Raw genomic sequence first — 20,871 nt, 5'->3', positions numbered from 1 at the left:
TCCATAGTTATTTCTCTATTTTATACAGAATAGGTTTGCTTGGCGAAGCATCATTCTCAAAAGGTGCAATTTGTATGTTTAGATAATATGCGCCATCTTTTATACTGTTTGCAACATATATAAACTCCGTAATGGTAGCATCCATACGAATATCACCTGAAGTATTCCAAAATGCATTGTGCGCTAACAAATCACCATCATCTTTTTCTTTATCAACACTTGGAAGATCAATTAATAAATGTTTGATTCCTTTTTCGCGAAGATATACTGCGCCAGCTTCTTCTATGTATGGCGGATTTGTATGCGAATATTGTTTGCTTTTCTTTTCGTCAAAATTTGGCAACGTGCGAATCACAATAGCTTCTCGTTTTTTATTTCCGATCACATGTTGCAATTGTTTTTTTGAAATCACATGATCGCCATCTTTTTTTTCAGGAACTACCGTAATGACTTCGGCATGAAAGAAAAATTGGGTTAGCTGTTGATTTATAGAATATACTTCTTCCGTAATATGCCCAACACATTCTGTATGCGTTCCATGCGAATGTGGATTGAAATAAATGTTGTTAAAGTTGACATCGCCGCCTTCTTTTACACTTCCAACCCATTCATCTGTGCGCATAGGCGAAATTTCTGGTGCGTCTAAATACCAAGCATTAACATTGTCTTTAGAAGCGCGTAATGGAATGGAAATATCTAACGGTTTTGATAAATCTATTTGATGTTTTGTGGTCTTACGTTGAATAGTGCAAATCATACTGCAAAAATAGGAAATGATTTTTCAACTTCTACTGTTAAAGCATGAAAAAGCTGTTTTTCTAAGAAATTTTTCTAAATTAAACTCTAAAGAAATCAGCTGCAATTCCATCGCATAAAAACTGTCCTTTTTGTGTTGTTCTGATAATATTTGCTTCTAGTTGAATGTTTTTTTCTTGTAGATGCGATGCGGCAACTTTTAATGTATGTTGAACATATACTTCTCCAAATTCTTCTTGAATGTATGCCAACGATATTCCCCAAATTGTACGCACACCTGTCATGACATATTCGTTATATTGATCGTCTAACGAGAGTATTTCTTTGGTGATTGGCACAATGTCTTTCGCAATGCTTTTGATGTATAACGGATTGTTTGAAACATTCCAGCTTCTTGATTTTTTATCAAACGAATGTGCTCCAGGACCAATTCCGATATAGGTTGCGCCTTTCCAATAGGAAGAATTATGTTTTGAAAAACAGCCTGGTTTCCCAAAACTAGAAATTTCGTATTGTATGTATCCTTGCTTTTCGGTTTCTTCCACCAGCATGCTAAAATGCGCCCAAGATTCAGATCCAGAAACATCTGGACAGGTTCCTTGTCGGATAAATTTTTCCAATGCCGTTTTCGGTTCAACCGTTAACACATAACTTGAAATATGGTTTACGTTAAAACTAAAAGCGATTTCAAGATTTTCTTTCCATTCTTGCATGGTCATTTTAGGAATTCCATACATTAAATCAATGGTAATATTATCAAAATATTGCGTGGCAATTTCCAAACATTTTATAGCCTCATCTCCCGCATGCGCGCGATTCATGAATTGTAAATGTGTATCAAAAAACGACTGAATTCCGATACTTAATCGATTTATTTTGGATTTTGAAAATTCTTTAATTTTTGCTTCCGTTAAATCATCTGGGTTTGCTTCTAAAGTAATTTCTGGATTGTCAGTAATTGTGTAGTTTTCGTAGACACTTTCCAAAATGGCTTCTATTTCTTCAAACGATAACATACTTGGTGTTCCACCACCAAAATAAATGGTTTCAATTGTAGTTTGTTCCAGTTCTGATTTCCGTAGAAATAATTCTTTCTGAATCGCTGTAATCATTTCATTTTTCTTCCCTAAAGAAGTTGAAAAGTGAAAATCACAATAGTGACATGCTTGTTTACAAAACGGAATGTGTATATAAATTCCAGCCATTTTTAAGAAAAAGAGATGATAAACATTGAGAGCCCAAAACTAAATAAGATATATAAGACTACCGCAAAAATATAGGCTATAATTCCTTTTAAAAAAATAAGGAACTGTTTGCTCTGGAAAAATGAGGTAATTGCATACAAAAAGTACAACAGCATAATTAGAAATGGAATCGGTCGCCAATAAACAGAAATTTCACTGATAAGATACATTAAACATGAAATTAACAACGTGTACATTCCCGTTAAATAAAAAGCAACAGCGAAATATTCAGCTAGAGAATAATGCTTCCTAAAAAACAGTTTTAGAGAGATTCCAAAGGAAAAAACAAAAAAGAACAGAAAATTTGTGATGTTATTTCTCATAAATTTCCCTGACCGAAATGCTAAACTTTCCATGTCTCCAGTCGCATCTTTGATCATTTCACTATGTATTGGATCATACTTCAAAATAGCATTCACTATTACATATACAATAGTCATTAGAATGAAAAAGGCAACAGGTTTGTAATACGTTTTCCGTTTCCCGTGTATAAACTCTCTAAATAACTTTCCGGGATTTATAATTGCATACTTTAAAGTTACCATCAAAGGTGCATTGACAGAAAAAAACATATTCATAATTTCCTGAAAGGTATCCTTTATCGTGATTTTTGCAATCGTTGTCCTTTGTCCACAGGTAGCACAATAGTTTCCGTCAACAGAAGCATCACAATTTTTACAAAGTTCTTTTTGATGACTCATAAAGTATTGCTGTTTTGGTTAAAAACAAATTTTAAAGAATGAGTGTAAAGGTAATTATTTTACTTTTTTATCCTTTTTTCATTCTGCTTTACAAAACTTCCCCAACCTGAGTAACTTTTTCCGACCTCAACTTTCCCTGCATTGTAGAAATGACAAACTGCTGCTGCTAAACCGTCCATAGAATCTAAGTTTTTTGGCAATGTTTTTAATCCTAATAAGCTTTGTAACATTTTGGCAACTTGTTCTTTACTTGCATTTCCGTTTCCGGTGATTGCCATTTTTATTTTTTTCGGAGCATATTCTGTAATTGGAACTTCGCGTGATAAGCCTGCTGCCATCGCAACTCCTTGCGCACGCCCTAGTTTCAGCATGGATTGTACGTTTTTCCCAAAGAAAGGCGCTTCAATGGCAATTTCATCCGGGTGATACGTATCAATCAGTTCAATGGTGCGCTCAAAGATTAATTTTAGCTTTAAGTAATGATCGCTATATTTTTGTAATTGCAATTCATTGAGTTGTAAAAACTTCATTTCCTTGCCTATTATTTTTATCAAACCAAAACCCATAATGGTAGTTCCTGGATCAATTCCTAATATGATTTTTTCTGTTTTTAACGACTTTTTCTCTTGCTTCATCTAATTCGAACTAGATCTATAATTGTGAAAATGACTTCCATGATAGATTTGTTTTGCGAAATGCTTTACTTTGTAGCATGCAGACTTCGGTATCTCACAAAACTAAGCAATTCTTTTCTTTGGTAATAAAACTAACCATAGTTATTGGTGCCGCATATTTTATTTATGATAAGTTAGTTCACAATTCACAGTTAGATTTTGATACGTTTGTAACGCAACTGAAAGCTTCTCGTGTTTTTGAACCTACTCGTATTAGTTTGCTTTTACTTGCAACGTGTTTGAATTGGTTTTTGGAAATTTTCAAGTGGAAAACGCTTGTAAAACATCTAAAACAAATTTCTCTTTGGGAAAGTACAGCGCAGAGTTTGGGTGGCTTGACAGCTTCTTTATTTACACCAAATAGAGTTGGCGAATACGGCGCAAAAGCTTTGTATTTCCCAAAATCTCAACGGAAGCAAATCGTAGGGTTAAATTTTCTCGGAAACAGTGCACAATTGTTCGCTACTTTATGTTTCGGTCTTGTTGGATTTGTTTTTTTTATATATCAATTTGGTGTAGCGTTGCCTTGGTATAAAATTTTACGCATGTGTGTTATTGTATTGCTTTTTAGTGGACTCTTTCTGCTTGGCAGCAAACAAAAACGATTTCAAATTAAAGGATATTCTTGGAAGAACTTAAAAGGGTTTATTCGAAAAATTCCCAACACTATTCACCTAAAAAACTTGAGTATTTCCATCGTTCGCTATTTGATATTTTCGCATCAATTTTACTTTTTACTGCTTCTTTTTGGCTTGAATACTTCGTATGTAACGACGATGAGCGCAATTACCGCCATGTATTTGATTAGTTCATTAATTCCAATGTTGTTTATTTTTGATGTGATTGTCAAAGGAAGTATTGCCGTTTGGTTATTTGGCTACCTCAACGTTCCTGAATTGAACATTTTGACGGTCGTTTCATTAATGTGGATTTTAAATTTTGTGCTTCCGAGTATTTTGGGAAGTTATTTTGTATTCAATTTTAATCCTTCTTTTCCAGAAGAAAAGCCAATAACCTCATGATCAGCGCAATTCTTTATAGCATCATTGTCGTGTATAGCGCATTAATTCTGAGCTTAGTATATGGTTTTCGGAAAGTTTCAACCGTCAAACTGCAGTCTTCAAAACCTGTGACAAATTTTTCTGTAATTATTCCTTTTCGGGATGAAACCCAACATTTACCCACTTTATTAGCTTCTATAAAACGGTTACACTACCCGACTTCTGCGGTTTCTTTCTGGTTTGTAGATGATGCTTCTGAAGATGATTCTTATCAGATTATAGAAAATTTCAGCAAAGAAAATCCAACGATTACTATTACCATTCTAAAAAATAAACGCGTTTCTAATTCGCCAAAAAAAGATGCGATTAGAACCGCCATAAAACAGTTGCAAAATGATTGGATTGTAACCACAGATGCAGATTGTATCTTACCACCAAATTGGCTTCACCTTTTCAATCAAGAGATTGTATTGAAGCAGCCAAAAATGATTGCTGCACCAGTTACGTACAAAGAAGAAAAGTCATTTTTTAGTTATTTTCAATTGCTCGATTTTTTAAGCCTTCAAGGAACAACAATCGGAAGTTTTGGATTGCAAATTCCTTTTATGTGTAATGGCGCTAATTTGGCATATCAAAAAAAAGCGTTTTTAGCCGTACAAGGATTCGCCGGAAATGATACTATAGCTAGTGGCGACGATGTATTTCTACTAGAGAAGTTTGTGCAAAAATGGCCAAAAAAAGTGTTGTATTTAAAATCGAGAGAAGCTTTGGTACAAACGTTTTCAGTGCCTAGGTTTCAAGATTTAATTTCGCAACGCATCCGCTGGGCTTCTAAAAGTGCAAATTATAGTTTACTTTCAGGAAAATTGATTGGTGTGATGGTGATTTTAATGAATTTGATCTGCTGCCTTTCTCCTTTCTTACTACTATTTACAAGTATTTCATGGCAAGTGATGTTACTTTTATGGTGCTCAAAATTAATTATTGATGGGCTTTTATTATTTCAAACACTACAATTTACACAACAAAAATTCAGGTTCATATATGTGTTTTTGAGTTCAATTTTATATCCATTTTTTACCGTTTTTGTATTCTTAAAATCTTTCTTTACAAGTTATACTTGGAAGCAACGGGAATTTAAAAAGTAATTAAAAAGACGTTAATTTTCTAAAAAAAGTTAATGCTTTGTAAGTCTTTTCAGAAAAAAAATCTAATTTTAAAAGACTAACCAATATAACCGCCAAATGTCTGCAAATACACCTTGGACAATTTTTCAAAAAATAGGATTCCGTTTTTTCTTTATCTATACACTTTTATTCACATCGCCATTTCCACTAAATATTTTCGATTTCTTATCTAATATCATAAATAAGATAGATGAGTTTATATGGTTAAACCTTGTGCCTTATATAGGTGAAAACATTCTTAATGTTTTTATTGATAGTTCAGGTTCATATCGATTTACTGGAAGTGGAGATACAACTTATAATTATGTGCAAATTTTTTGTTACTTTTTGATTGCCGTTTTAGGAACACTTATTTGGAGTCTTATTGATCGCAACCGAAAAAATTATGTAAAGTTGTTGCGTATTTTGGTCGTATTTCTTGCGTATTTTTTAATATTTTCCATGTTTAGTTATGGTTTTTATAAAATAATTCCACTACAGTTTCCAGTTCCTTCTTTAGGAAGATTAGTCCAATCTTATGGAGATTCTTCACCAATGGGAATTGCTTGGACTTTTATGGGTGCTTCAAAAGCGTACACAATGTTCTCTGGTTTTGCAGAAGTTCTTGCTGGTTTGTTATTGATATTTAGACGCACACGCACACTTGGCGGATTGGTATGTTTTGGTGTGATGATGAATATTTTTGCAATGAATATGTGTTATGATATTCCTGTAAAACTCTTTTCATTTCACTTACTGCTTTTTGCGCTTTTTGTTTTTATGCAGGATTGGAAACGAATTTTTGCGGTGTTTTTTACCAAAGCCGCTACGATTCCACGTAGTTTTCCACAGTATTTTAAAAAGCGTAGTTTTAATATTATAGCTACTATCTTAAAAGTCTATATAGTTAGTTGGTTTTTTTATGTATGTATAAGTCAAGCCATGTCCGCGAATGAATCGTACGGTCCAAATGCTCCAAAACCATATATGCATGGAATTTATGACATTACGCATATTGAAAAAAATAAAGATACAATTCCGCTACTCATTACAGATGATACCTTATGGAAACGCTTTATAATTCAACGTGAAAGTTACATTTATGCTTATCAAATGAATGGAGATCGTGTTAACTTTAAATTAGAATTTGATACGATTCAAAAGTCTATGTACATGAAAAAACGTAGCGATTCAACCGATACTTACGATTTTACCTACACATTGAAAGACAGCATTTTGACTTTGAAAGGAACACATTTGAATGATACTATTCTTATCAAAGCAAAGCAATTCGATTTAAAGAAGTTTAAGTTGATTAATAGAGGTTTTCACTGGATTAATGAAACACCATATAATCGATAAACAATGTTTAACTTTCGCTATATAATCGTGAATCAAAGGTGAATTTTTGAATTTTCACAACTTGAATTTTGTGGAAATCTATATGTCGCGGATTGAGAATATAATTGAATTCGTCTTTTACAATTGCCGAAGGTACTTTTAATACAGCATGTTTGTTTTCTTCAACGAATTTGGTAAATATTTCTTGGGTTTTACTATTGTACGGAAAGGTATTCCAGTTTCTAGGTAGTTTTTTAAACTCGTACACAGAAACATCATCTGGTATTTCAACATGTACTAAAATACGATCACTTGGTAAATCTTCTGTAATGTCTAAATGCATTACAACTTCTAAATACGCTAATGAAATGTGTTGTGAAGTATATACGGCACGCGTTCCGATTTCGTTCCAGCGACCGCCAATTTTTTCAGCGCCAATTCCTGAAAGCAAATTGTTTTTACGCTTTGCTCTGTCAATTCTGTATACAATCATTAGGCAAAAATTCCGTAATCAATACGTCTAATTTCATCTATGACCAATTTAACGCCATAACTTGTATCAAGTAGTGAAAAAGGTGTTTGTCCGCCCAAAACTTTACTTTTTTTATTGAGCCATCGTGCAAACTTTTTTTCGTCCCCAAAAACTTCAAATCCTTTTGAATAGACTTCTGCAATTTCAAATAAACGTTCACTTACTTCTTTATCATAACTCAGTTTTTTGGACAATGTAGAATACGAAGCAGGCACAATTTCTGAAATCTTTGTCAATGGTAAAGCGACGCGCATACTAAATTTTTTGAGTTGCGATCGCGTAACGCCAGTTCGGGTAGCGTGAATAATTTTGAGTTTATTTTGTGGCGAATCATTTCGATTATCAATATAGCTCGATAGGGTTAGCGCTTCCATGTTTTAGTAATTTTACCTATTATACTATGTAAATTTACAAATATTTAACGAGATTGAAACCGTGAAGTAGATTTTTTTATTATTTTTAACAAAAATCAGCTCATGAGTCTATTCGGATTGTCCACCTCAAATCCTGCATTTACTACTTATTTTTGGAATACTTCTAGGAAAAAGCGAAAACTAGGAAAAATGACGCTTCGTGGTGTTGTATTGAAATCCATGTTTTGTTTGCTATTGGTCTCTTTAACAGCCGGAGTTTCTTGGAAATTATTTTATGATGGTGTGGAAGTTAAGTGGATTACTACTGGTGGACTTATTGTTGCCCTTATATGCAGTATTCTTATTTCTGTGAAACGCGAATGGGTTATGCCACTCACTATTATTTATGCACTTGCCAAAGGTTTGTTTATTGGAGGATTTAGTGCGTATATTCATAAAATTTTTCCCGATTTACCGTTTCAAGCAGTTATTATTACGTTGGTAACCTTTATGATTATGTTGCTTTTATATGTAACCAAAATTATAAAAGTGACGCAAAAATTCAGAAGTGTTGTGATTACCGTAACGACTGCAATTTTCGTGATTTATATCGTATCTTTTATACTAAGTTTTTTCGGAATTGTGATTTCTTTTTTATGGAGTTCTTCTTGGTTTGCGATTACGTTTAATGTCGTTGTTGCCATTTTTGCTTCTTTGAGCCTATTACTCGATTTTGATTATATCGATCGGTATATCGGAAAAGCCAATAAAACGTATGAATGGTTTGCAACTTGGGAATTATTAGTGACCATTATTTGGTTGTATGTGGAAGTGTTGCGATTGTTGAAGAAATTAGCGATTCGGTTTTAGGTATTGTTTTTTTGTTGATTTGTTTTTTGTGGATTCTTTATGCGTATTTTTTTATCTATTAATCAACAAAAAATTATCACTCTTCAACATGTAATATAATTGGCAGCATGAATTTTGTAGCTACAGGAATGCCTCTTTTGTTCGCAGGAGATGCTTTAGGTAAACTATTGATGCTTGCACGAATCAAACTATCTAAGCTCGGTAATTGCTTGGCTGTAAATGCTTTTTTTTGAATGTTGGCAACCTTAATAATTCCTATGGAATCGATGTGTAATTCTACTTGAATGGTATCGTGAATGGCTTTAGAAACCATAAGCTCATTTTGTGATAAACGCTCGTAAATGTGATCCGTTAAGGCTTGAAAGAAACAGTTTTTTTGTGCTTCACTTTCTAAATGATCACAACTTGTGAATGATGGAAATTCGGTAACTGTATCCAAATCAATGGTCTGTTTTTCTTGCGCTACAATAGTTTCTTCTTTTACAATAGAACTATTAATCAAGTCACAAGAAACACACACAAAAAATACTAGACAATATTTCCACAGTTGTTTCATCACTACAAATATCTTGAAAAATACGACTTTTAGACATTTTGCAACAATTTACTTGCGATTATTCTGATTTTAAGTGGGTAATAATAAAAAGTAAATTATTTTTCAAAGTATTCTTTGTATAGGTCTCTAGTAATTAACAAAGGGAACATGGCTTCTATATCATCAAAATTTATATAGTCTTCTTGCTCATTTAGGATAAATGCTTCATAAGCATCTGCCTTTATACTTACTTTACAAAGTCTACCTCCAGAAATATAATTCGCTTGAAAAAATCTATCAAAGTTTAAAAAACAATTATAAATTGTATTATTAGTTTTTGCCTTTCTAATAATTTCATTAAATTTCTTATTAAACTCTTGTGTATTTAAGTCTCTAAAAACCTCATGCTCAGTACGATCATACATTTTTATGACACCTTTACTTAATAATAAATCATAGATATAAATAAAGCTTAAAGGAATTACTTTTGTCCTTTTAAAAATAGGCTGTTCATCAATTAATCTTGTTAAAAATTCTGAAACAAATGTAGTTGTCAGATTCATTTTACCTAATTCATTAAATATAAAATCTATGTACCAATCTGTTGAATCTGAAGCAATACAAACTGCAATTGCTAATTCATTTGAGATGTTTGAATGGCTTATTTTATTAATTGGCACCTTTTTCAAGCCTGTAATGTGCTTAGCTGCTAAAATTTCTTGTATTACTTTATGATAAAATAGAAAAGTATCTATACTCGATTTAATAATAATTCCATTATGTGCTTCAATTTCTTTGACAACTTTTTCACATTGATTTCTCGGTAAATTATGGTTCTCATAAATTCTTAAATAGGATTCCTCAAATTCTTCAGTAGTGTATGATCTTGTTGCATATTTAACGCTAAGATCAAAAGCAAAGTGCGACAAAAACTTGATCTTGTCGTCTGTTTCAAATTTTGAATACTGTGTATTTTGTTGTTTCCGTTCAAAATATAATGACCTTTCTTTTATTTGCCTATTTGCATCCCAATCTTCAATCAATAATTTAAGTAATCTTTTGTACAAATTTCTTGGCTTATCGTAAAGTTTCCCTGTGAATTCGAACATTCCACAAATGTGAGCAAGAGTTAATGGTTGTATTTTTAGATTATGAATATAAAATTGAGATTCTTTAAAGCTACTTAAGAAATTTTGTGCTTCATGTTTTTCTTCACTGAACCAATTATTTACAAACTGAACAACTTGATCATCACTTAAATCGCATAATTCATACTTTTCAGAATTTGGAAATGAATAATTTAATGATGCACTTCTAGAAGTTAAAATAACCAACGTATTATCTAAATAGTTGAATAAGTCTTTAATTTCTTCATTATAAAAACTAAGTTTTTTGGGTTCTACTTCATCCAAACCGTCAATAACCAGAATAGCATTTAAACTATTCAAATACGCATTGACAATTTTTCTAGAGAGCATCTTATCCTTAAAAATTGAAGTTTTATCCTTACTATAAAATTCTAGTCCTAAAATATCTACAAGCTTTCCATATATCGTGAGCTCTTGAGGAATATCTCTCAACTTGATTAAAATAGGAAGTTTGAACTCAAAACTATGCTCCTCTCCTAAAAAACGTCTGCAAATACGACCTACTGTAGTTGTTTTTCCTGCACCTGGACCACCCATTAAAATGATATGTGTCAATTGACCAAATTCAAGCTCTTCTTCCTTGTGCTTTATAATTTCATTAATAATAAATTTTTCTCGTGAAGCCCCATAAACGGATTCACTTCTTGGCTTCACACTGATGTCGATGTCTATATATACATCACTTATTTTTTTACTCTTTTTAGTCTTTCTATACGAAATAAGTTTTGTTTCATTTTTAATATATGTAGTATGCTTAAAAATTGCTTTTTGTAATTCCTTCGGTGAATATTTGGGACTAAAATCTGACCTTTTTATTTCTTGATTAATTAATTTAATCCCGGTAGTAATTAATTTTTCGTAAATAATATCAAGCATTTAAAAATAGTATTAAGAATAACCAAATATCTAAATATAAGAAAAAACCTATGATTTTCATGTGTTGTTGGAAATTTTCCCACGAAGAAGTATGTAAAAATTAATTTTATTCTGATTTTAAGTGTATTTCCGCTTTGAGTTCACGAATGCGCGTTCGGATAATTTTCTGCTTATCGAGCTTTGCTTCAGGAAATTTTTCTAAAAAACGCTCGTACGTTTTCAAGGTTGCTTTTAAATCCGAATAGTAACTATCCGCACATAACGCCAATTGAAATTGCGCCGCTTCATAGTCTGGATTTTCCTCCAATGCTCTACTGAATAGTTTCATGGCGCTACCATGCTCTTTTCGATCAAAAGCAACCAACCCGAGAATGTAATAATCGCCTGAAGTATCAATCATTTTTGCAAGAATTGATTGTGAAGCATGATGTTCTGCTTTTTTGACAACTCCATCTTGATAGTATAATTTTGCCAATTGCGAATGGTAAAAATAGTTTCCTTGATCGCGCTTTAAAGCTTCTTCATAATAGGCAATCGATTTTAGAATTTTCCCCACACGATACGCCGAAAAAGCTGCTTTTTCATATACATATTGCGTTGCTTTTTTACGGTCGATCAATTTTTCAAACCAAAACAATGCTTTTCTGTGTTGCTTTAATGCGTAGAGCAATTGCGCATTGAAACCGATAACTTTTGCATCATCCGCATTATTTTTTAATCCTACGTTGATGAATGCTGCCGCTTTTTCAAATTCTTTATGCTTCAAGTGATACACAATCAACTTGTAAATACTTTTTTGATGTTGTGAATCGAGTTGAAAAACGGTTTTGTATGCGCTTAGGAAATCTTCTTTTTGTAATGCTTCTTTCGCCAAGCCAATTTGATAATGAAAATTTGGATTGAGCGTATCTTTTGCTTTTAACTTTTCAAAAATAGTCAAGGATTTTTGAGGTTTTCCTGTCGAAAACAATAACTTCCCATAGTCATATAAAACAAGGGTGTTTAGAGAATCGACAGCTAAGGCTTTTTCATAGTTGACAATCGCTTTTTTGGAGTTTCCTAAGGCTTTGTATGACTTTGCAATTTGCGTGTTTGCATAACTGCTATTTTCCAGCTTTTCATAAGCTTTTATTGCTTTTGAAAAGTTTCCGACACGGTATAAACTATCCGCAACAACAAAAGTCGAAGATTGCGCTCCGACTTTGCTTATGAATGTTAGTGAAATGAATACTATTAGTAATCTATTCATTCTAAAAATTATTGTATTTTAAATGAGATTGGCAACATGTATTTTACACTTACTGGTTTTCCGTCTTTTTCGGCGGGTGTTAGTTTTGGCAACGTATTTAATACACGTTCCACTTCTATTTTCAATTGAGGATGTGGCGCTCTTATTTGCATGTCTTTAATTTCTCCATTTTTATCTACAACAAATTTAGCAAACATTTTTTGCACACCTTTTAAGTCTAATTCTTCTGCTAATTTTAAATTGAAATTTTTATTGACATGTTTAGCAACATTTTGTAAAAAACAATCTTTCAAAGCTTCTAAAGTAGCTTCTCCTTCACATCCTGGAAAGGTTGGTGCTTTGTCAATCATTTTGAATTCAAGAGCATCTTTTTCTAGAGTTTCATACGAACTCGTTTCGGCTATATTTGCCTTTCTTTCTTTTAGATAGTCTTCATAACTTCTTTCTAGTTTTGATAAAGCTTCAGGTTCTTTTCCTTTTGCAATACTCAATGCGCGTTGCGCTTCAAGGAAAACTTGCATTAAGTCGCCTAGTTCTGCATATTGTTTTTCACTCAATATTTCGATGCCTTTCAGACTTTTACTGTACGTATTGAAATTATCCAACGTTGTTTTGACATTGGCTTCCAATTGCTCAATGGATGCTTTTGGGTCAATATCCGTTTCTGTACTATTATTACACGAGGTATACAATAGCGTGATTAATAATACTGGAATTAACACTAAGTACTTTAATTTTAAAATTTCTCGGGATTTTTGTTTTGTTAACATACTGATTCGTTTTTTGATTAATGAATGTTTAAAGAATTGATTGGTGAACGAAAAATGCTGTGTTTGAAAGACTTCAGTCAACAATTTTTCATAGTAATCGGATTTATTTTTATGCTTTACAACTGTTGCATCAGCAATAAACTCATGCAATTCGGAGATTCGTTTTTGATAAATATATACTAACGGATTGAACCAAAACAAGATGCGTAAGAGTTCAAAATACAACAAGTCTAGTGAGTGTTTTTCACGAATGTGAACCAATTCGTGCGAAAGAATGTCTTCTAGTTTTTCTTCTTCAATATCATCTCCGATAAATACATAATTAAAGATGGAAAAAGCCATCGTGCTGTTTGGCATTTTGATGATTTTATAACTTCCTTGATGTACAATAATTCCTTTCAATTTCAATCGGACTAACTGCGAAATTTTATATATAAATAAGATGCTACTAATCGCGATTCCAATAATGAGATACCAATTCCATGAAGGCGCAATAATTTCGACTGCTTTTTCGGGCGTGAGTATAATTTCTGGCAACAGTACAATATATTCTTGTGGAATGGCTTTTTGAAAACTTTCTATCTTAATAAAAGGTATTATAAAAGAAAGTAATGACGAACAGATTAAATATGCTCTATTCCAATTGAAAAATGTTTCTTTTTTTAGAAACAGATCGTAGCTTACTAAAAATAGTAGCTGAAACGAAATGACTTGAACAAAATATAAAATCATGATTTCTTGTTATTTTTTTCGATTTCTTGAAGTATGTCTTCCAATTCCGAAGTACTGATGTCATTTTTTTCCATAAAAAACGATACCATACTTTTAAAAGATCCTTGAAAATAACCATTCACCAATTTAGAAATGGATTGATTGCTATATTCTGATTGCGCTAACAGCGGAAAGTATATATGTCCTTTCCCTACTTTTTCATATCCTACAAATCCTTTGCTTTCTAGAATTCGAACAATGGTAGAAACCGTATTGTACGCAGGTTTTGAACCTGCAAAGTTTTCAATGATGGTTTTTACATTTGCTTTTTCTAGTTGCCACAGAATTTGCATAATTTCCTCTTCTGCTTTCGTTAATTGCTTCATATATTCAATCGTGTTTTTTCAACTAAACTCTTAGTTCTATAAAACAAATATAACTAAATTTTTAGTTTAAACTAACTTATTAGTTATAAAATTGTAACAATATCATTTTAAAAACGTCTCACAGAGAAATTAACACATGGATATTTTCTTTACCATACTTGGCTTTTTGTTGATGCTACTCGGAATCATTGGAAGCTTTTTACCTATTATTCCCGGACCAGTTACAAGTTGGTTCGGCTTGTTGTTTCTATATCTTACAGAAGCAATTCCAAATAACTGGACATTTTTAGGCATTACACTTTTTATCGCTGTCCTAGTTTTTGTGATGGATTATATCATTCCTGCCATTGGTACCAAACGTTTTGGCGGCAGCAAATATGGAATTTACGGAACTACAATCGGTTTAATTCTCGGATTGTTATTTTTAGGACCTTTTGGAATTATTATCGGACCGTTTTTAGGCGCGTTGATCGGAGAACTAGCATTTGCCAACAAAGATGTAGATAGTGCCTTTAAAGCCGCTTTTGGCTCGTTTTTAGGCTTCTTATTCTCTACGCTCTTGAAGTTTATTGTCGCTATTGTTTATTTCGGCTTTTTTTTGAGTGACTTTTGGGAATATAAAGGTGTTATTTTTTAGAAACTAGAAGAAAAATTACTCTTTATAAATAAAAATAAATTTTTGGAGTGTATTCATAAAGATCCCGCTATCCAGCGGGATTAGTTCAACTTGCAACTTTGCGTGCATCCTTCGGATTTATAAAAATTTGAATTCAAAAGAGATAAAGGAATATATATTAAGAAGTAGAAATACATTATGCATGATTCTGCTATTCAGCGGGATTAGTTCAACTTGCAACTTTGCGTGCGTCCTTCGGATTTATAAAAATTTGAATTCAAAAGAGATAAAGTAATACATATTAAGAAGTAGAAATACATTGTGCATGATCCTGCTATCCAGCGGGATTAGTTCAACTTGCAACTTTGCGTGCGTCCTTCGGACTGCGCAAAGTTGAGTTTCACTAAAATAAAAAAGCATCCCAATTTTCTATACAGAAAAAAGGAAAGCTTTTCATTGGTTTAACTACTAAACCAAAGGTAAATCAAGGACTTACCTCAAACAACACAACTAAATCATTTTGCCAAAAAAAGCTTCTTAATAAAAAGAAGCTTTTTTGCAATTTTTGCGGTCTGGACGGGATTCGAACCCGCGACCCCATGCGTGACAGGCATGTATTCTAACCAGCTGAACTACCAAACCGTTGCTTTATTGCGGTTGCAAATATACACCACAATTCTATTTATGCAAACATATTTCAATAAAAATTTGAACTTTTTCACAGTAACCTATGCAAACTTTTGTCTTTCAACCAAATACGTAGTTAGAATTTTTTCAAAATCTTTTGTAATATCTGCCGTCACATATTTTATTTTGTATTGCGCACATTTCATTCGTAATTGCTGAAAATAAGTCTCAACTGCTTTTTGATAGTTTTCTTGTACGGTATCTGCATAAATATCGATATGCTCACCCGATTCTACATCAACAAAGCGTTTGGGTTTGTTATTAAATTCAAAATTTAATTCTTTCTCAGAATCAAATACGTGAAATAAGATAACTTCGTGTTTGTTATATTTTAAATGTTGTAATGCTTCAAATAGTTTTTCATCAGCAACACCATCTTGAAACATGTCTGTGAAAAGGAAAATAAGACTTCTACGGTGTATTTTCTCTGCGATCTGATGCAAATAGGTGTATGTATCTGTTTTTTTATTAATTCGCTTTGTAGTGACTGTTTTATCAAGCGCATTCAATAACAATTGATGATGGCGTTCGCTTCCTTTTTCAGGTGCGTAAAAATCATAACTATCAGAATAAATACTCAATCCAATAGCATCACGCTGCTTTTTAAGAATATTCATCAATGAAGCGGTTGCCAATACCGAAAAACCTATTTTATTTAAGTTCTCAATAGATGGTTCTTCCACTTCTGGATAATGCATCGACGACGAATTATCTATAATGATATGACAGCGCAGATTGGTTTCTTCTTCGTATTTTTTGGTGTATAACTTATCTGTTTTGGCAAATAATTTCCAATCAATATGTTTCGTGCTTTCGCCAGAATTGTAAATTTTATGTTCAGCAAATTCCGCAGAAAAACCGTGAAATGGACTTTTATGCATTCCTGAAATAAATCCTTCAACTACTTGTTGTGCAAGCAATTCTAGATTTTTAAATCCTGAAGTTTTATTGAATTCTTGTTGTAAGTTCACAAGCGTTTTCTTTAGTGATGTATATTTTCATGAAATATACTGATTTTGATGTTAAGCGATAGTTCTTTGCATTAAAGTAAAAGGATTACTTCTTACCTTTTAATACATCTTGCAGATTTTTCAATATTAGATTAAAAAATAAGTTCTAAGAATTTATAGAAACTTTCAAAAAACATTCTTGAGATCCTGCTTTTCAGCAGGATTAGTTCAACTCAATTTTGAGTTCATCCTTTGGGCTTCTCAAAATTGAGTTTCACTAAAATAAAAAAGGTTTGGCAATACACCAAACCTTTATCGTTCTATATCGAAATATATTATTTCTTAAGCTAATAACTTGTCAATAGCTTCTGTATATGCGTTTTTTGGAGCAACTCCTACTTGACGTCCTACTAATTCTCCGTTTTGGAACATTAATACTGTTGGAATGTTACGAACTCCAAACTGAGCAGCGTATTGTTGGTTAGCATCAACGTCTAACTTTCCTACGACAGCTTTCCCTTCATATTCATTTGCGATCTGTTCTACAACAGGACCTAACATTTTACAAGGTCCACACCAAGCTGCCCAAAAGTCAACTAGTACAGGTTTGTCGCTATTCATTACTAATTCTTCGAAGTTAGCATCTGTGATTTCTAAAGCCATAATTATGTATGTTTTAAATTTTTATTTTATGTATTTTTTGTGATATATGCAATATTAGTCAAATATTCTGCCAAAACTTACACAGCAAGTATTCGTTTTGATTATACGCCAATTGGTTTTTTTTATATCACTAATTTAATCGTATTCAGATAGTCAAAGATACTGAATTAAAACTTTTTACACCATTTTCATTATTCCTTCTATCAATTATTTTCGACAATTTTCAAATAAGCAACCAAAAAGTTGCATGTTTAAGAATATTTTGTAATTTAGCAACCAATTAGTTGCGTATTAATGTAATCTCTAAATTTTATGAAAGATCTAATAACAAAAGAAAAGGTATTTAATCATCCAATTGATGTAATATGGAATGCTATCACAAAAGCAGAAGAATTGTCTACTTGGTTTATAAAAACCAATTTTAAAGCAGAAACAGGATTTCAATATACCTTCTTCCCTACGGAAGAAAAAGGATGTGAAGCCATTACAGGAACGATAAAAAGCGCCGATCCTTATACGTTGGTTTATACTTGGGAAGTAGCAGATACGAATGTTGAAACTACGGTTAGCTGGACATTAGAAACGGTTCCCGAAGGAACAAAATTACATTTAGAACATTCCGGAATCGCCAATTACAAAGGTGAAACAGCGATTGCAATGTTTGAAAGTTTCAATGGCGGTTGGGATAATTGCCTGACTAAATTACTCGCTTATTTAAAAGAAACTATACATGCAGGATAAAATCACTCAAGTATTCAAAGCAATTGCAGATCCAACGAGGCGTGATATTTTTCACGCGTTGGTTATTGCAAGTGCTGCATTATCTATTTCACAAATCTCCAATCAGTTCGATATTACACGACAAGGAATTACGAAACATATTAAAACACTTGAAGAAGCTGGCTTGGTTCATATTGAAAGTAAAGGTCGTGAGCGATTTTGCAATGTGAATACAAACCCTTTGAAAGAACTCAATAAATGGTTAAAATTTTATGAGCAATTCTGGGATGATTCTTTAGAAGATTTAGGAAATTATTTAGATACTAAGAATCCTTAATTTTTATTTATTGACCTCAACTGTGTAGGTAGAAATTAAATCATCTTTTACATACAGATGAACATCGTAATATCCTGTGGTATCAAAAGTATAATCGATAGTTAACGATTGATCCTTAATTGAAATTGATTCAGGATGAATTTTTTTACTAGTAAAAGTGGTATCAATTAAAAGATTGACATCTTCTTTTTTTACAGATTTCAGTAATTGTAATTTGAAAATAACATGCTCATTTTTTCGAATATCCGTATGCAATTTTTTTGGCGCATTATGATTGCTAAAATACGTATATGCTTTATTATAGATAATCGGAGCATCTAAAAACGTATTGAATGAAGGTTGATCGTCATTCAAAAGTGACCATTTTTCATCCACTGGAAAATGATTGACGGCAAAAATATTTGGATCAGACAGAAAGAATCCATCATTAAATTGAAACTCAAATTGAGCCGATTCTGGGTCTGGAATTCCGCTTGCCCACGTTGGATCGCAGAGGTACCATTTTCCGCTTAATTTAACAGCGTTCCAAGAATGATTAGGAACATCTAAGGTTTCAATATTTATCGTACTTGTTTTGGCAAAACCATGCACAATTTCGCAATCTATATTCGCTAAATTTGCCAATTCCTTAATGAGATAAGCATAACCTGTACAAATAGTTCTATTATTTCTACGGAGTTTTTGAAAGATTACTTTTTTAAATTCATCATTCCAATCTTTAAGACGTACGCTATCATTTTTATAGCGTTGTCTTTTGCGCATGTTTTTTGAATACAAATAATAATCATTCGCAACATTACTGCAAACCCACTTAAAAATAGCTCTAAAACGTTCCACATCAGTTGTTAAATCTGACGTAAGTTTATACGCTAATTCAGGTAAATTAGTAAGTTTTTCATTTTTGTATTCCAATGCAATTCTATCCGCTTTTTCAAAAGTGATTGTTGAAAAATCAGATTTTTGAGCATTCAATTGGAATACAAAAATGAATAGAAAAATATATTTAATTGTGTTCATTAAAAAAATAATATAATATGAATACGTATTAATTTTTTCGCTTAGACTTGTAACGTTTATTTGTATTCAAACTGCCCATAAACTCAATTATTTCTTCAGATATGACAAGTTTTACAAAATTAGTTTCTGGCTTAATTTTTACTTCCGTCGTTTTATAACCTAAATAACTAACCAATAAAATGTCACCATTTTTTAATGCTTTAGGAAATGTAAATTCCCCTTTAACATTTGTAGCAACTCCAATATTCGTTCCTTTCAGTGTAATATTAACACCTGGCAAAGGACCTTGTTCATCACTAATAAGACCTTTAATAATTCTTTCTTTTTGTGCAACTTCGGTTGAAGTTTTTTGGTCAGATTGTCCATACATTGGATTAAATGCACATGCAACAATCATGAAGATTGCAACATACCATAATTTTTGTGTACCTGTGAATTTTGTTTTCATCTGTTTCATATTTTATTGTTTTTAAATTTGTCAAATGGAATACGCATCATCATCATTTCGGTAAGCATGGAAACTTTCAAATATGCGCATTTCATAATGCTGACTATTTTATATATTCAAATTTATTACAAGAAGCATACATAGAAAAACTACATTGAGTAAACATCGGTTATGAATGAGTGAACGCGCTATTTATACAACTTCTATAAGTAATTATCTTATATCCTTTTGATTCACAATAAAGTTACATCAAATTTTTCAAAGTTTTCAAAATGATGTTTTACGCCGTGAGAAGCTAGTTTTTCTTGATTTCCTTCGCCAATTCCGATGAACTCTATTCCAAGATTTTTTGCGGTTTTCACATCCCAAACTCCGTCTCCAAGCGAAATAACTCTTTTAAATGTAGAGACATTATGAAATGTTTTTGCTTTCGCGATGGCAGAATTGACAATTTCTTCGCGTGTAAAATAATTATTAGAAGCTTCCAATACGGTTTGATTGTACTCAATTTCAGCACGATCTAATTTTAACAATACAGGTTGTAAAAGTGAACCTGTGGCAAAACAAATTGCGTAATTAGTTTCGTTTAAGATTCTTTGCAGAAAAACATTCGCGCCAGCTATTTGTGTCACTTTACAATCGCGAATTAACTTCATAAATTCAGCTTCAAACCGTAGCAACATTTCTTCTGAAAATCCACGATTCACATCAATTTCATAATTTTGCTTCGCGATAAAACTATCGGTTAAGTGTGTGTAGCTTTCCCAATCTGTATTTACGAATTCTACGCCAATCGCGTGAAGCGCATTTATAAATCCTGTTTGATGGACGTTTTCGCTGTCAAGCAACGTTCCGTCAATATCAAAAACGAGGAGATTTTCTTTTTTCATAAATTGATGGTCACAGAATATTAGACTACGTTACTAAGTTGAAAAATTATAAAAATTCGTCAAACCGAACTTGATTCGATTTCACATAATCCTTGAAAATCTACTTGACAAGATTCTGATCAAATTCAGAATGACGTTCTCAAGACTTTTCAGCGGAATTAGTTCAACTTACAGTTTTGATTGCTTCCTTCGGGCTTCACAAATATCTCGAATCAAAAATCAAGATCCCG

General features: G+C 32.3%; 23 protein-coding genes and 1 tRNA gene. 7 read left to right on the top strand and 17 right to left on the bottom strand.

Annotated elements, in window-relative coordinates:
* Positions 1 to 7: 7 nt before the first annotated feature.
* The 4 genes from H2O64_RS00800 to ruvC form a co-directional block, all read right to left on the bottom strand.
* The gene (locus H2O64_RS00800; RefSeq protein ID WP_187560231.1) at positions 8 to 757 is read right to left on the bottom strand and encodes a cyclase family protein; all 750 of its coding nucleotides are present in this window, start codon (positions 755 to 757) and stop codon (positions 8 to 10) included.
* 79 nt (positions 758 to 836) lie between these two features.
* Positions 837 to 1,961, bottom strand: a complete 1,125-nt coding sequence (gene hemW / locus H2O64_RS00795) for a radical SAM family heme chaperone HemW (protein WP_187560230.1) — start codon at positions 1,959 to 1,961, stop codon at positions 837 to 839.
* Between the two features lie 2 nt (positions 1,962 to 1,963).
* On the bottom strand, positions 1,964 to 2,701 hold the full coding sequence (locus H2O64_RS00790; RefSeq protein WP_187560229.1) for a DUF3667 domain-containing protein: 738 nt from the start codon (positions 2,699 to 2,701) through the stop codon (positions 1,964 to 1,966).
* A gap of 59 nt (positions 2,702 to 2,760) precedes the next feature.
* The gene (ruvC, locus tag H2O64_RS00785) at positions 2,761 to 3,336 is read right to left on the bottom strand and encodes a crossover junction endodeoxyribonuclease RuvC (protein ID WP_187560228.1); all 576 of its coding nucleotides are present in this window, start codon (positions 3,334 to 3,336) and stop codon (positions 2,761 to 2,763) included.
* Between the two features lie 119 nt (positions 3,337 to 3,455).
* On the opposite strand from ruvC, the gene H2O64_RS00780 reads away from it, so the two are divergent.
* The 3 genes from H2O64_RS00780 to H2O64_RS00770 all read left to right on the top strand — a co-directional run bounded on the left by H2O64_RS00780 (position 3,456) and on the right by H2O64_RS00770 (position 6,904).
* A complete protein-coding gene (locus H2O64_RS00780) occupies positions 3,456 to 4,397 on the top strand; it encodes a lysylphosphatidylglycerol synthase domain-containing protein (protein ID WP_235982721.1) in 942 nt (313 codons plus the stop codon).
* Positions 4,394 to 5,524 carry a glycosyltransferase family 2 protein gene (locus tag H2O64_RS00775; protein ID WP_187560227.1) on the top strand — a complete coding sequence of 377 codons (1,131 nt, stop codon included), beginning with the start codon at positions 4,394 to 4,396 and terminating at the stop codon, positions 5,522 to 5,524. Before H2O64_RS00780 ends, H2O64_RS00775 begins: the two co-directional genes overlap by 4 nt.
* Positions 5,525 to 5,620: 96 nt before the next feature.
* Positions 5,621 to 6,904 (top strand): hypothetical protein, encoded by a 1,284-nt coding sequence (locus H2O64_RS00770; RefSeq protein WP_187560226.1) that lies wholly within the window; start codon positions 5,621 to 5,623, stop codon positions 6,902 to 6,904.
* A gap of 7 nt (positions 6,905 to 6,911) precedes the next feature.
* Here the strand turns inward: H2O64_RS00770 and H2O64_RS00765 are convergent, their stop codons facing one another.
* Both H2O64_RS00765 and parS read right to left on the bottom strand, forming a co-directional pair.
* Positions 6,912 to 7,376 carry an RES family NAD+ phosphorylase gene (locus H2O64_RS00765; protein ID WP_187560225.1) on the bottom strand — a complete coding sequence of 155 codons (465 nt, stop codon included), beginning with the start codon at positions 7,374 to 7,376 and terminating at the stop codon, positions 6,912 to 6,914.
* The gene (parS, locus tag H2O64_RS00760) at positions 7,376 to 7,789 is read right to left on the bottom strand and encodes a type II RES/Xre toxin-antitoxin system antitoxin (RefSeq protein ID WP_187560224.1); all 414 of its coding nucleotides are present in this window, start codon (positions 7,787 to 7,789) and stop codon (positions 7,376 to 7,378) included. Before parS ends, H2O64_RS00765 begins: the two co-directional genes overlap by 1 nt.
* 102 nt (positions 7,790 to 7,891) lie before the next feature.
* Between parS and H2O64_RS00755 the strand changes: the two genes are divergently transcribed.
* Entirely contained in the window at positions 7,892 to 8,638 is a 747-nt protein-coding gene (locus tag H2O64_RS00755; RefSeq protein WP_187560223.1) for a Bax inhibitor-1/YccA family protein, read from the top strand.
* A 76-nt stretch (positions 8,639 to 8,714) separates the two neighbouring features.
* Here H2O64_RS00755 and H2O64_RS00750 read toward each other — a convergent pair whose 3' ends face one another.
* From H2O64_RS00750 to H2O64_RS00730, 5 genes are all read right to left on the bottom strand, one after another.
* Positions 8,715 to 9,197 carry a hypothetical protein gene (locus tag H2O64_RS00750; protein WP_187560222.1) on the bottom strand — a complete coding sequence of 161 codons (483 nt, stop codon included), beginning with the start codon at positions 9,195 to 9,197 and terminating at the stop codon, positions 8,715 to 8,717.
* Positions 9,198 to 9,289: 92 nt separating this feature from the next.
* Positions 9,290 to 11,197 carry an NACHT domain-containing protein gene (locus tag H2O64_RS00745; protein WP_187560221.1) on the bottom strand — a complete coding sequence of 636 codons (1,908 nt, stop codon included), beginning with the start codon at positions 11,195 to 11,197 and terminating at the stop codon, positions 9,290 to 9,292.
* 106 nt (positions 11,198 to 11,303) lie between these two features.
* Entirely contained in the window at positions 11,304 to 12,446 is a 1,143-nt protein-coding gene (locus H2O64_RS00740) for a tetratricopeptide repeat protein (RefSeq protein WP_187560220.1), read from the bottom strand.
* An 8-nt stretch (positions 12,447 to 12,454) separates the two neighbouring features.
* Entirely contained in the window at positions 12,455 to 13,948 is a 1,494-nt protein-coding gene (locus H2O64_RS00735) for a M56 family metallopeptidase (RefSeq protein ID WP_187560219.1), read from the bottom strand.
* Positions 13,945 to 14,313, bottom strand: a complete 369-nt coding sequence (locus H2O64_RS00730) for a BlaI/MecI/CopY family transcriptional regulator (protein ID WP_187560218.1) — start codon at positions 14,311 to 14,313, stop codon at positions 13,945 to 13,947. Before H2O64_RS00730 ends, H2O64_RS00735 begins: the two co-directional genes overlap by 4 nt.
* A gap of 136 nt (positions 14,314 to 14,449) precedes the next feature.
* Between H2O64_RS00730 and H2O64_RS00725 the strand changes: the two genes are divergently transcribed.
* On the top strand, positions 14,450 to 14,950 hold the full coding sequence (locus H2O64_RS00725; protein WP_187560217.1) for a DUF456 domain-containing protein: 501 nt from the start codon (positions 14,450 to 14,452) through the stop codon (positions 14,948 to 14,950).
* Positions 14,951 to 15,497: 547 nt separating this feature from the next.
* On the opposite strand, the gene H2O64_RS00720 is transcribed toward H2O64_RS00725, so the two are convergent.
* The 3 genes from H2O64_RS00720 to trxA all read right to left on the bottom strand — a co-directional run bounded on the left by H2O64_RS00720 (position 15,498) and on the right by trxA (position 17,229).
* A tRNA-Asp gene (locus tag H2O64_RS00720) sits at positions 15,498 to 15,571 on the bottom strand.
* 86 nt (positions 15,572 to 15,657) lie between these two features.
* Positions 15,658 to 16,587 (bottom strand): DUF58 domain-containing protein, encoded by a 930-nt coding sequence (locus H2O64_RS00715; protein WP_187560216.1) that lies wholly within the window; start codon positions 16,585 to 16,587, stop codon positions 15,658 to 15,660.
* 321 nt (positions 16,588 to 16,908) lie between these two features.
* Positions 16,909 to 17,229: a thioredoxin gene (gene trxA / locus H2O64_RS00710; RefSeq protein ID WP_187560215.1), complete on the bottom strand. Its 321-nt coding sequence runs from the start codon at positions 17,227 to 17,229 to the stop codon at positions 16,909 to 16,911.
* A gap of 312 nt (positions 17,230 to 17,541) precedes the next feature.
* Here trxA and H2O64_RS00705 point away from each other — a divergent pair, with 312 nt between their 5' ends.
* Both H2O64_RS00705 and H2O64_RS00700 read left to right on the top strand, forming a co-directional pair.
* Positions 17,542 to 17,970 carry an SRPBCC family protein gene (locus H2O64_RS00705; protein ID WP_187560214.1) on the top strand — a complete coding sequence of 143 codons (429 nt, stop codon included), beginning with the start codon at positions 17,542 to 17,544 and terminating at the stop codon, positions 17,968 to 17,970.
* Positions 17,960 to 18,286 (top strand): ArsR/SmtB family transcription factor, encoded by a 327-nt coding sequence (locus H2O64_RS00700; RefSeq protein ID WP_187560213.1) that lies wholly within the window; start codon positions 17,960 to 17,962, stop codon positions 18,284 to 18,286. Before H2O64_RS00705 ends, H2O64_RS00700 begins: the two co-directional genes overlap by 11 nt.
* Before the next feature lie 3 nt (positions 18,287 to 18,289).
* Here H2O64_RS00700 and H2O64_RS00695 read toward each other — a convergent pair whose 3' ends face one another.
* The 3 genes from H2O64_RS00695 to H2O64_RS00685 all read right to left on the bottom strand — a co-directional run bounded on the left by H2O64_RS00695 (position 18,290) and on the right by H2O64_RS00685 (position 20,641).
* Positions 18,290 to 19,303 (bottom strand): transglutaminase domain-containing protein, encoded by a 1,014-nt coding sequence (locus tag H2O64_RS00695; protein ID WP_187560212.1) that lies wholly within the window; start codon positions 19,301 to 19,303, stop codon positions 18,290 to 18,292.
* A gap of 28 nt (positions 19,304 to 19,331) precedes the next feature.
* Positions 19,332 to 19,751, bottom strand: a complete 420-nt coding sequence (locus H2O64_RS00690; RefSeq protein ID WP_187560211.1) for a carboxypeptidase-like regulatory domain-containing protein — start codon at positions 19,749 to 19,751, stop codon at positions 19,332 to 19,334.
* Between the two features lie 233 nt (positions 19,752 to 19,984).
* Entirely contained in the window at positions 19,985 to 20,641 is a 657-nt protein-coding gene (locus H2O64_RS00685) for an HAD family hydrolase (RefSeq protein ID WP_187560210.1), read from the bottom strand.
* Positions 20,642 to 20,871 lie beyond the last annotated feature (230 nt).

Source organism: Kordia aestuariivivens, from assembly GCF_014397005.1.
Taxonomy (GTDB): Bacteria; Bacteroidota; Bacteroidia; order Flavobacteriales; family Flavobacteriaceae; genus Kordia; species Kordia aestuariivivens.
The sequence above is the reverse complement of the archived record's forward strand: the minus strand, read 5'-3'. Positions and strand labels throughout refer to the sequence as shown.

Excerpts from the sequence above, each read along its gene's own strand:
- H2O64_RS00800 (WP_187560231.1), bottom strand. The coding sequence starts at position 757 with ATGATTTGCACTATTCAACGTAAGACCACAAAACATCAAATAGATTTA.
- hemW (WP_187560230.1), bottom strand. The coding sequence starts at position 1,961 with ATGGCTGGAATTTATATACACATTCCGTTTTGTAAACAAGCATGTCAC.
- H2O64_RS00790 (WP_187560229.1), bottom strand. The coding sequence starts at position 2,701 with ATGAGTCATCAAAAAGAACTTTGTAAAAATTGTGATGCTTCTGTTGAC.
- ruvC (WP_187560228.1), bottom strand. The coding sequence starts at position 3,336 with ATGAAGCAAGAGAAAAAGTCGTTAAAAACAGAAAAAATCATATTAGGA.
- H2O64_RS00775 (WP_187560227.1), top strand. The coding sequence starts at position 4,394 with ATGATCAGCGCAATTCTTTATAGCATCATTGTCGTGTATAGCGCATTA.
- H2O64_RS00770 (WP_187560226.1), top strand. The coding sequence starts at position 5,621 with ATGTCTGCAAATACACCTTGGACAATTTTTCAAAAAATAGGATTCCGT.
- H2O64_RS00765 (WP_187560225.1), bottom strand. The coding sequence starts at position 7,376 with ATGATTGTATACAGAATTGACAGAGCAAAGCGTAAAAACAATTTGCTT.
- parS (WP_187560224.1), bottom strand. The coding sequence starts at position 7,789 with ATGGAAGCGCTAACCCTATCGAGCTATATTGATAATCGAAATGATTCG.
- H2O64_RS00755 (WP_187560223.1), top strand. The coding sequence starts at position 7,892 with ATGAGTCTATTCGGATTGTCCACCTCAAATCCTGCATTTACTACTTAT.
- H2O64_RS00745 (WP_187560221.1), bottom strand. The coding sequence starts at position 11,197 with ATGCTTGATATTATTTACGAAAAATTAATTACTACCGGGATTAAATTA.
- H2O64_RS00740 (WP_187560220.1), bottom strand. The coding sequence starts at position 12,446 with ATGAATAGATTACTAATAGTATTCATTTCACTAACATTCATAAGCAAA.
- H2O64_RS00735 (WP_187560219.1), bottom strand. The coding sequence starts at position 13,948 with ATGATTTTATATTTTGTTCAAGTCATTTCGTTTCAGCTACTATTTTTA.
- H2O64_RS00730 (WP_187560218.1), bottom strand. The coding sequence starts at position 14,313 with ATGAAGCAATTAACGAAAGCAGAAGAGGAAATTATGCAAATTCTGTGG.
- H2O64_RS00725 (WP_187560217.1), top strand. The coding sequence starts at position 14,450 with ATGGATATTTTCTTTACCATACTTGGCTTTTTGTTGATGCTACTCGGA.
- trxA (WP_187560215.1), bottom strand. The coding sequence starts at position 17,229 with ATGGCTTTAGAAATCACAGATGCTAACTTCGAAGAATTAGTAATGAAT.
- H2O64_RS00705 (WP_187560214.1), top strand. The coding sequence starts at position 17,542 with ATGAAAGATCTAATAACAAAAGAAAAGGTATTTAATCATCCAATTGAT.
- H2O64_RS00700 (WP_187560213.1), top strand. The coding sequence starts at position 17,960 with ATGCAGGATAAAATCACTCAAGTATTCAAAGCAATTGCAGATCCAACG.
- H2O64_RS00695 (WP_187560212.1), bottom strand. The coding sequence starts at position 19,303 with ATGAACACAATTAAATATATTTTTCTATTCATTTTTGTATTCCAATTG.
- H2O64_RS00690 (WP_187560211.1), bottom strand. The coding sequence starts at position 19,751 with ATGAAAACAAAATTCACAGGTACACAAAAATTATGGTATGTTGCAATC.
- H2O64_RS00685 (WP_187560210.1), bottom strand. The coding sequence starts at position 20,641 with ATGAAAAAAGAAAATCTCCTCGTTTTTGATATTGACGGAACGTTGCTT.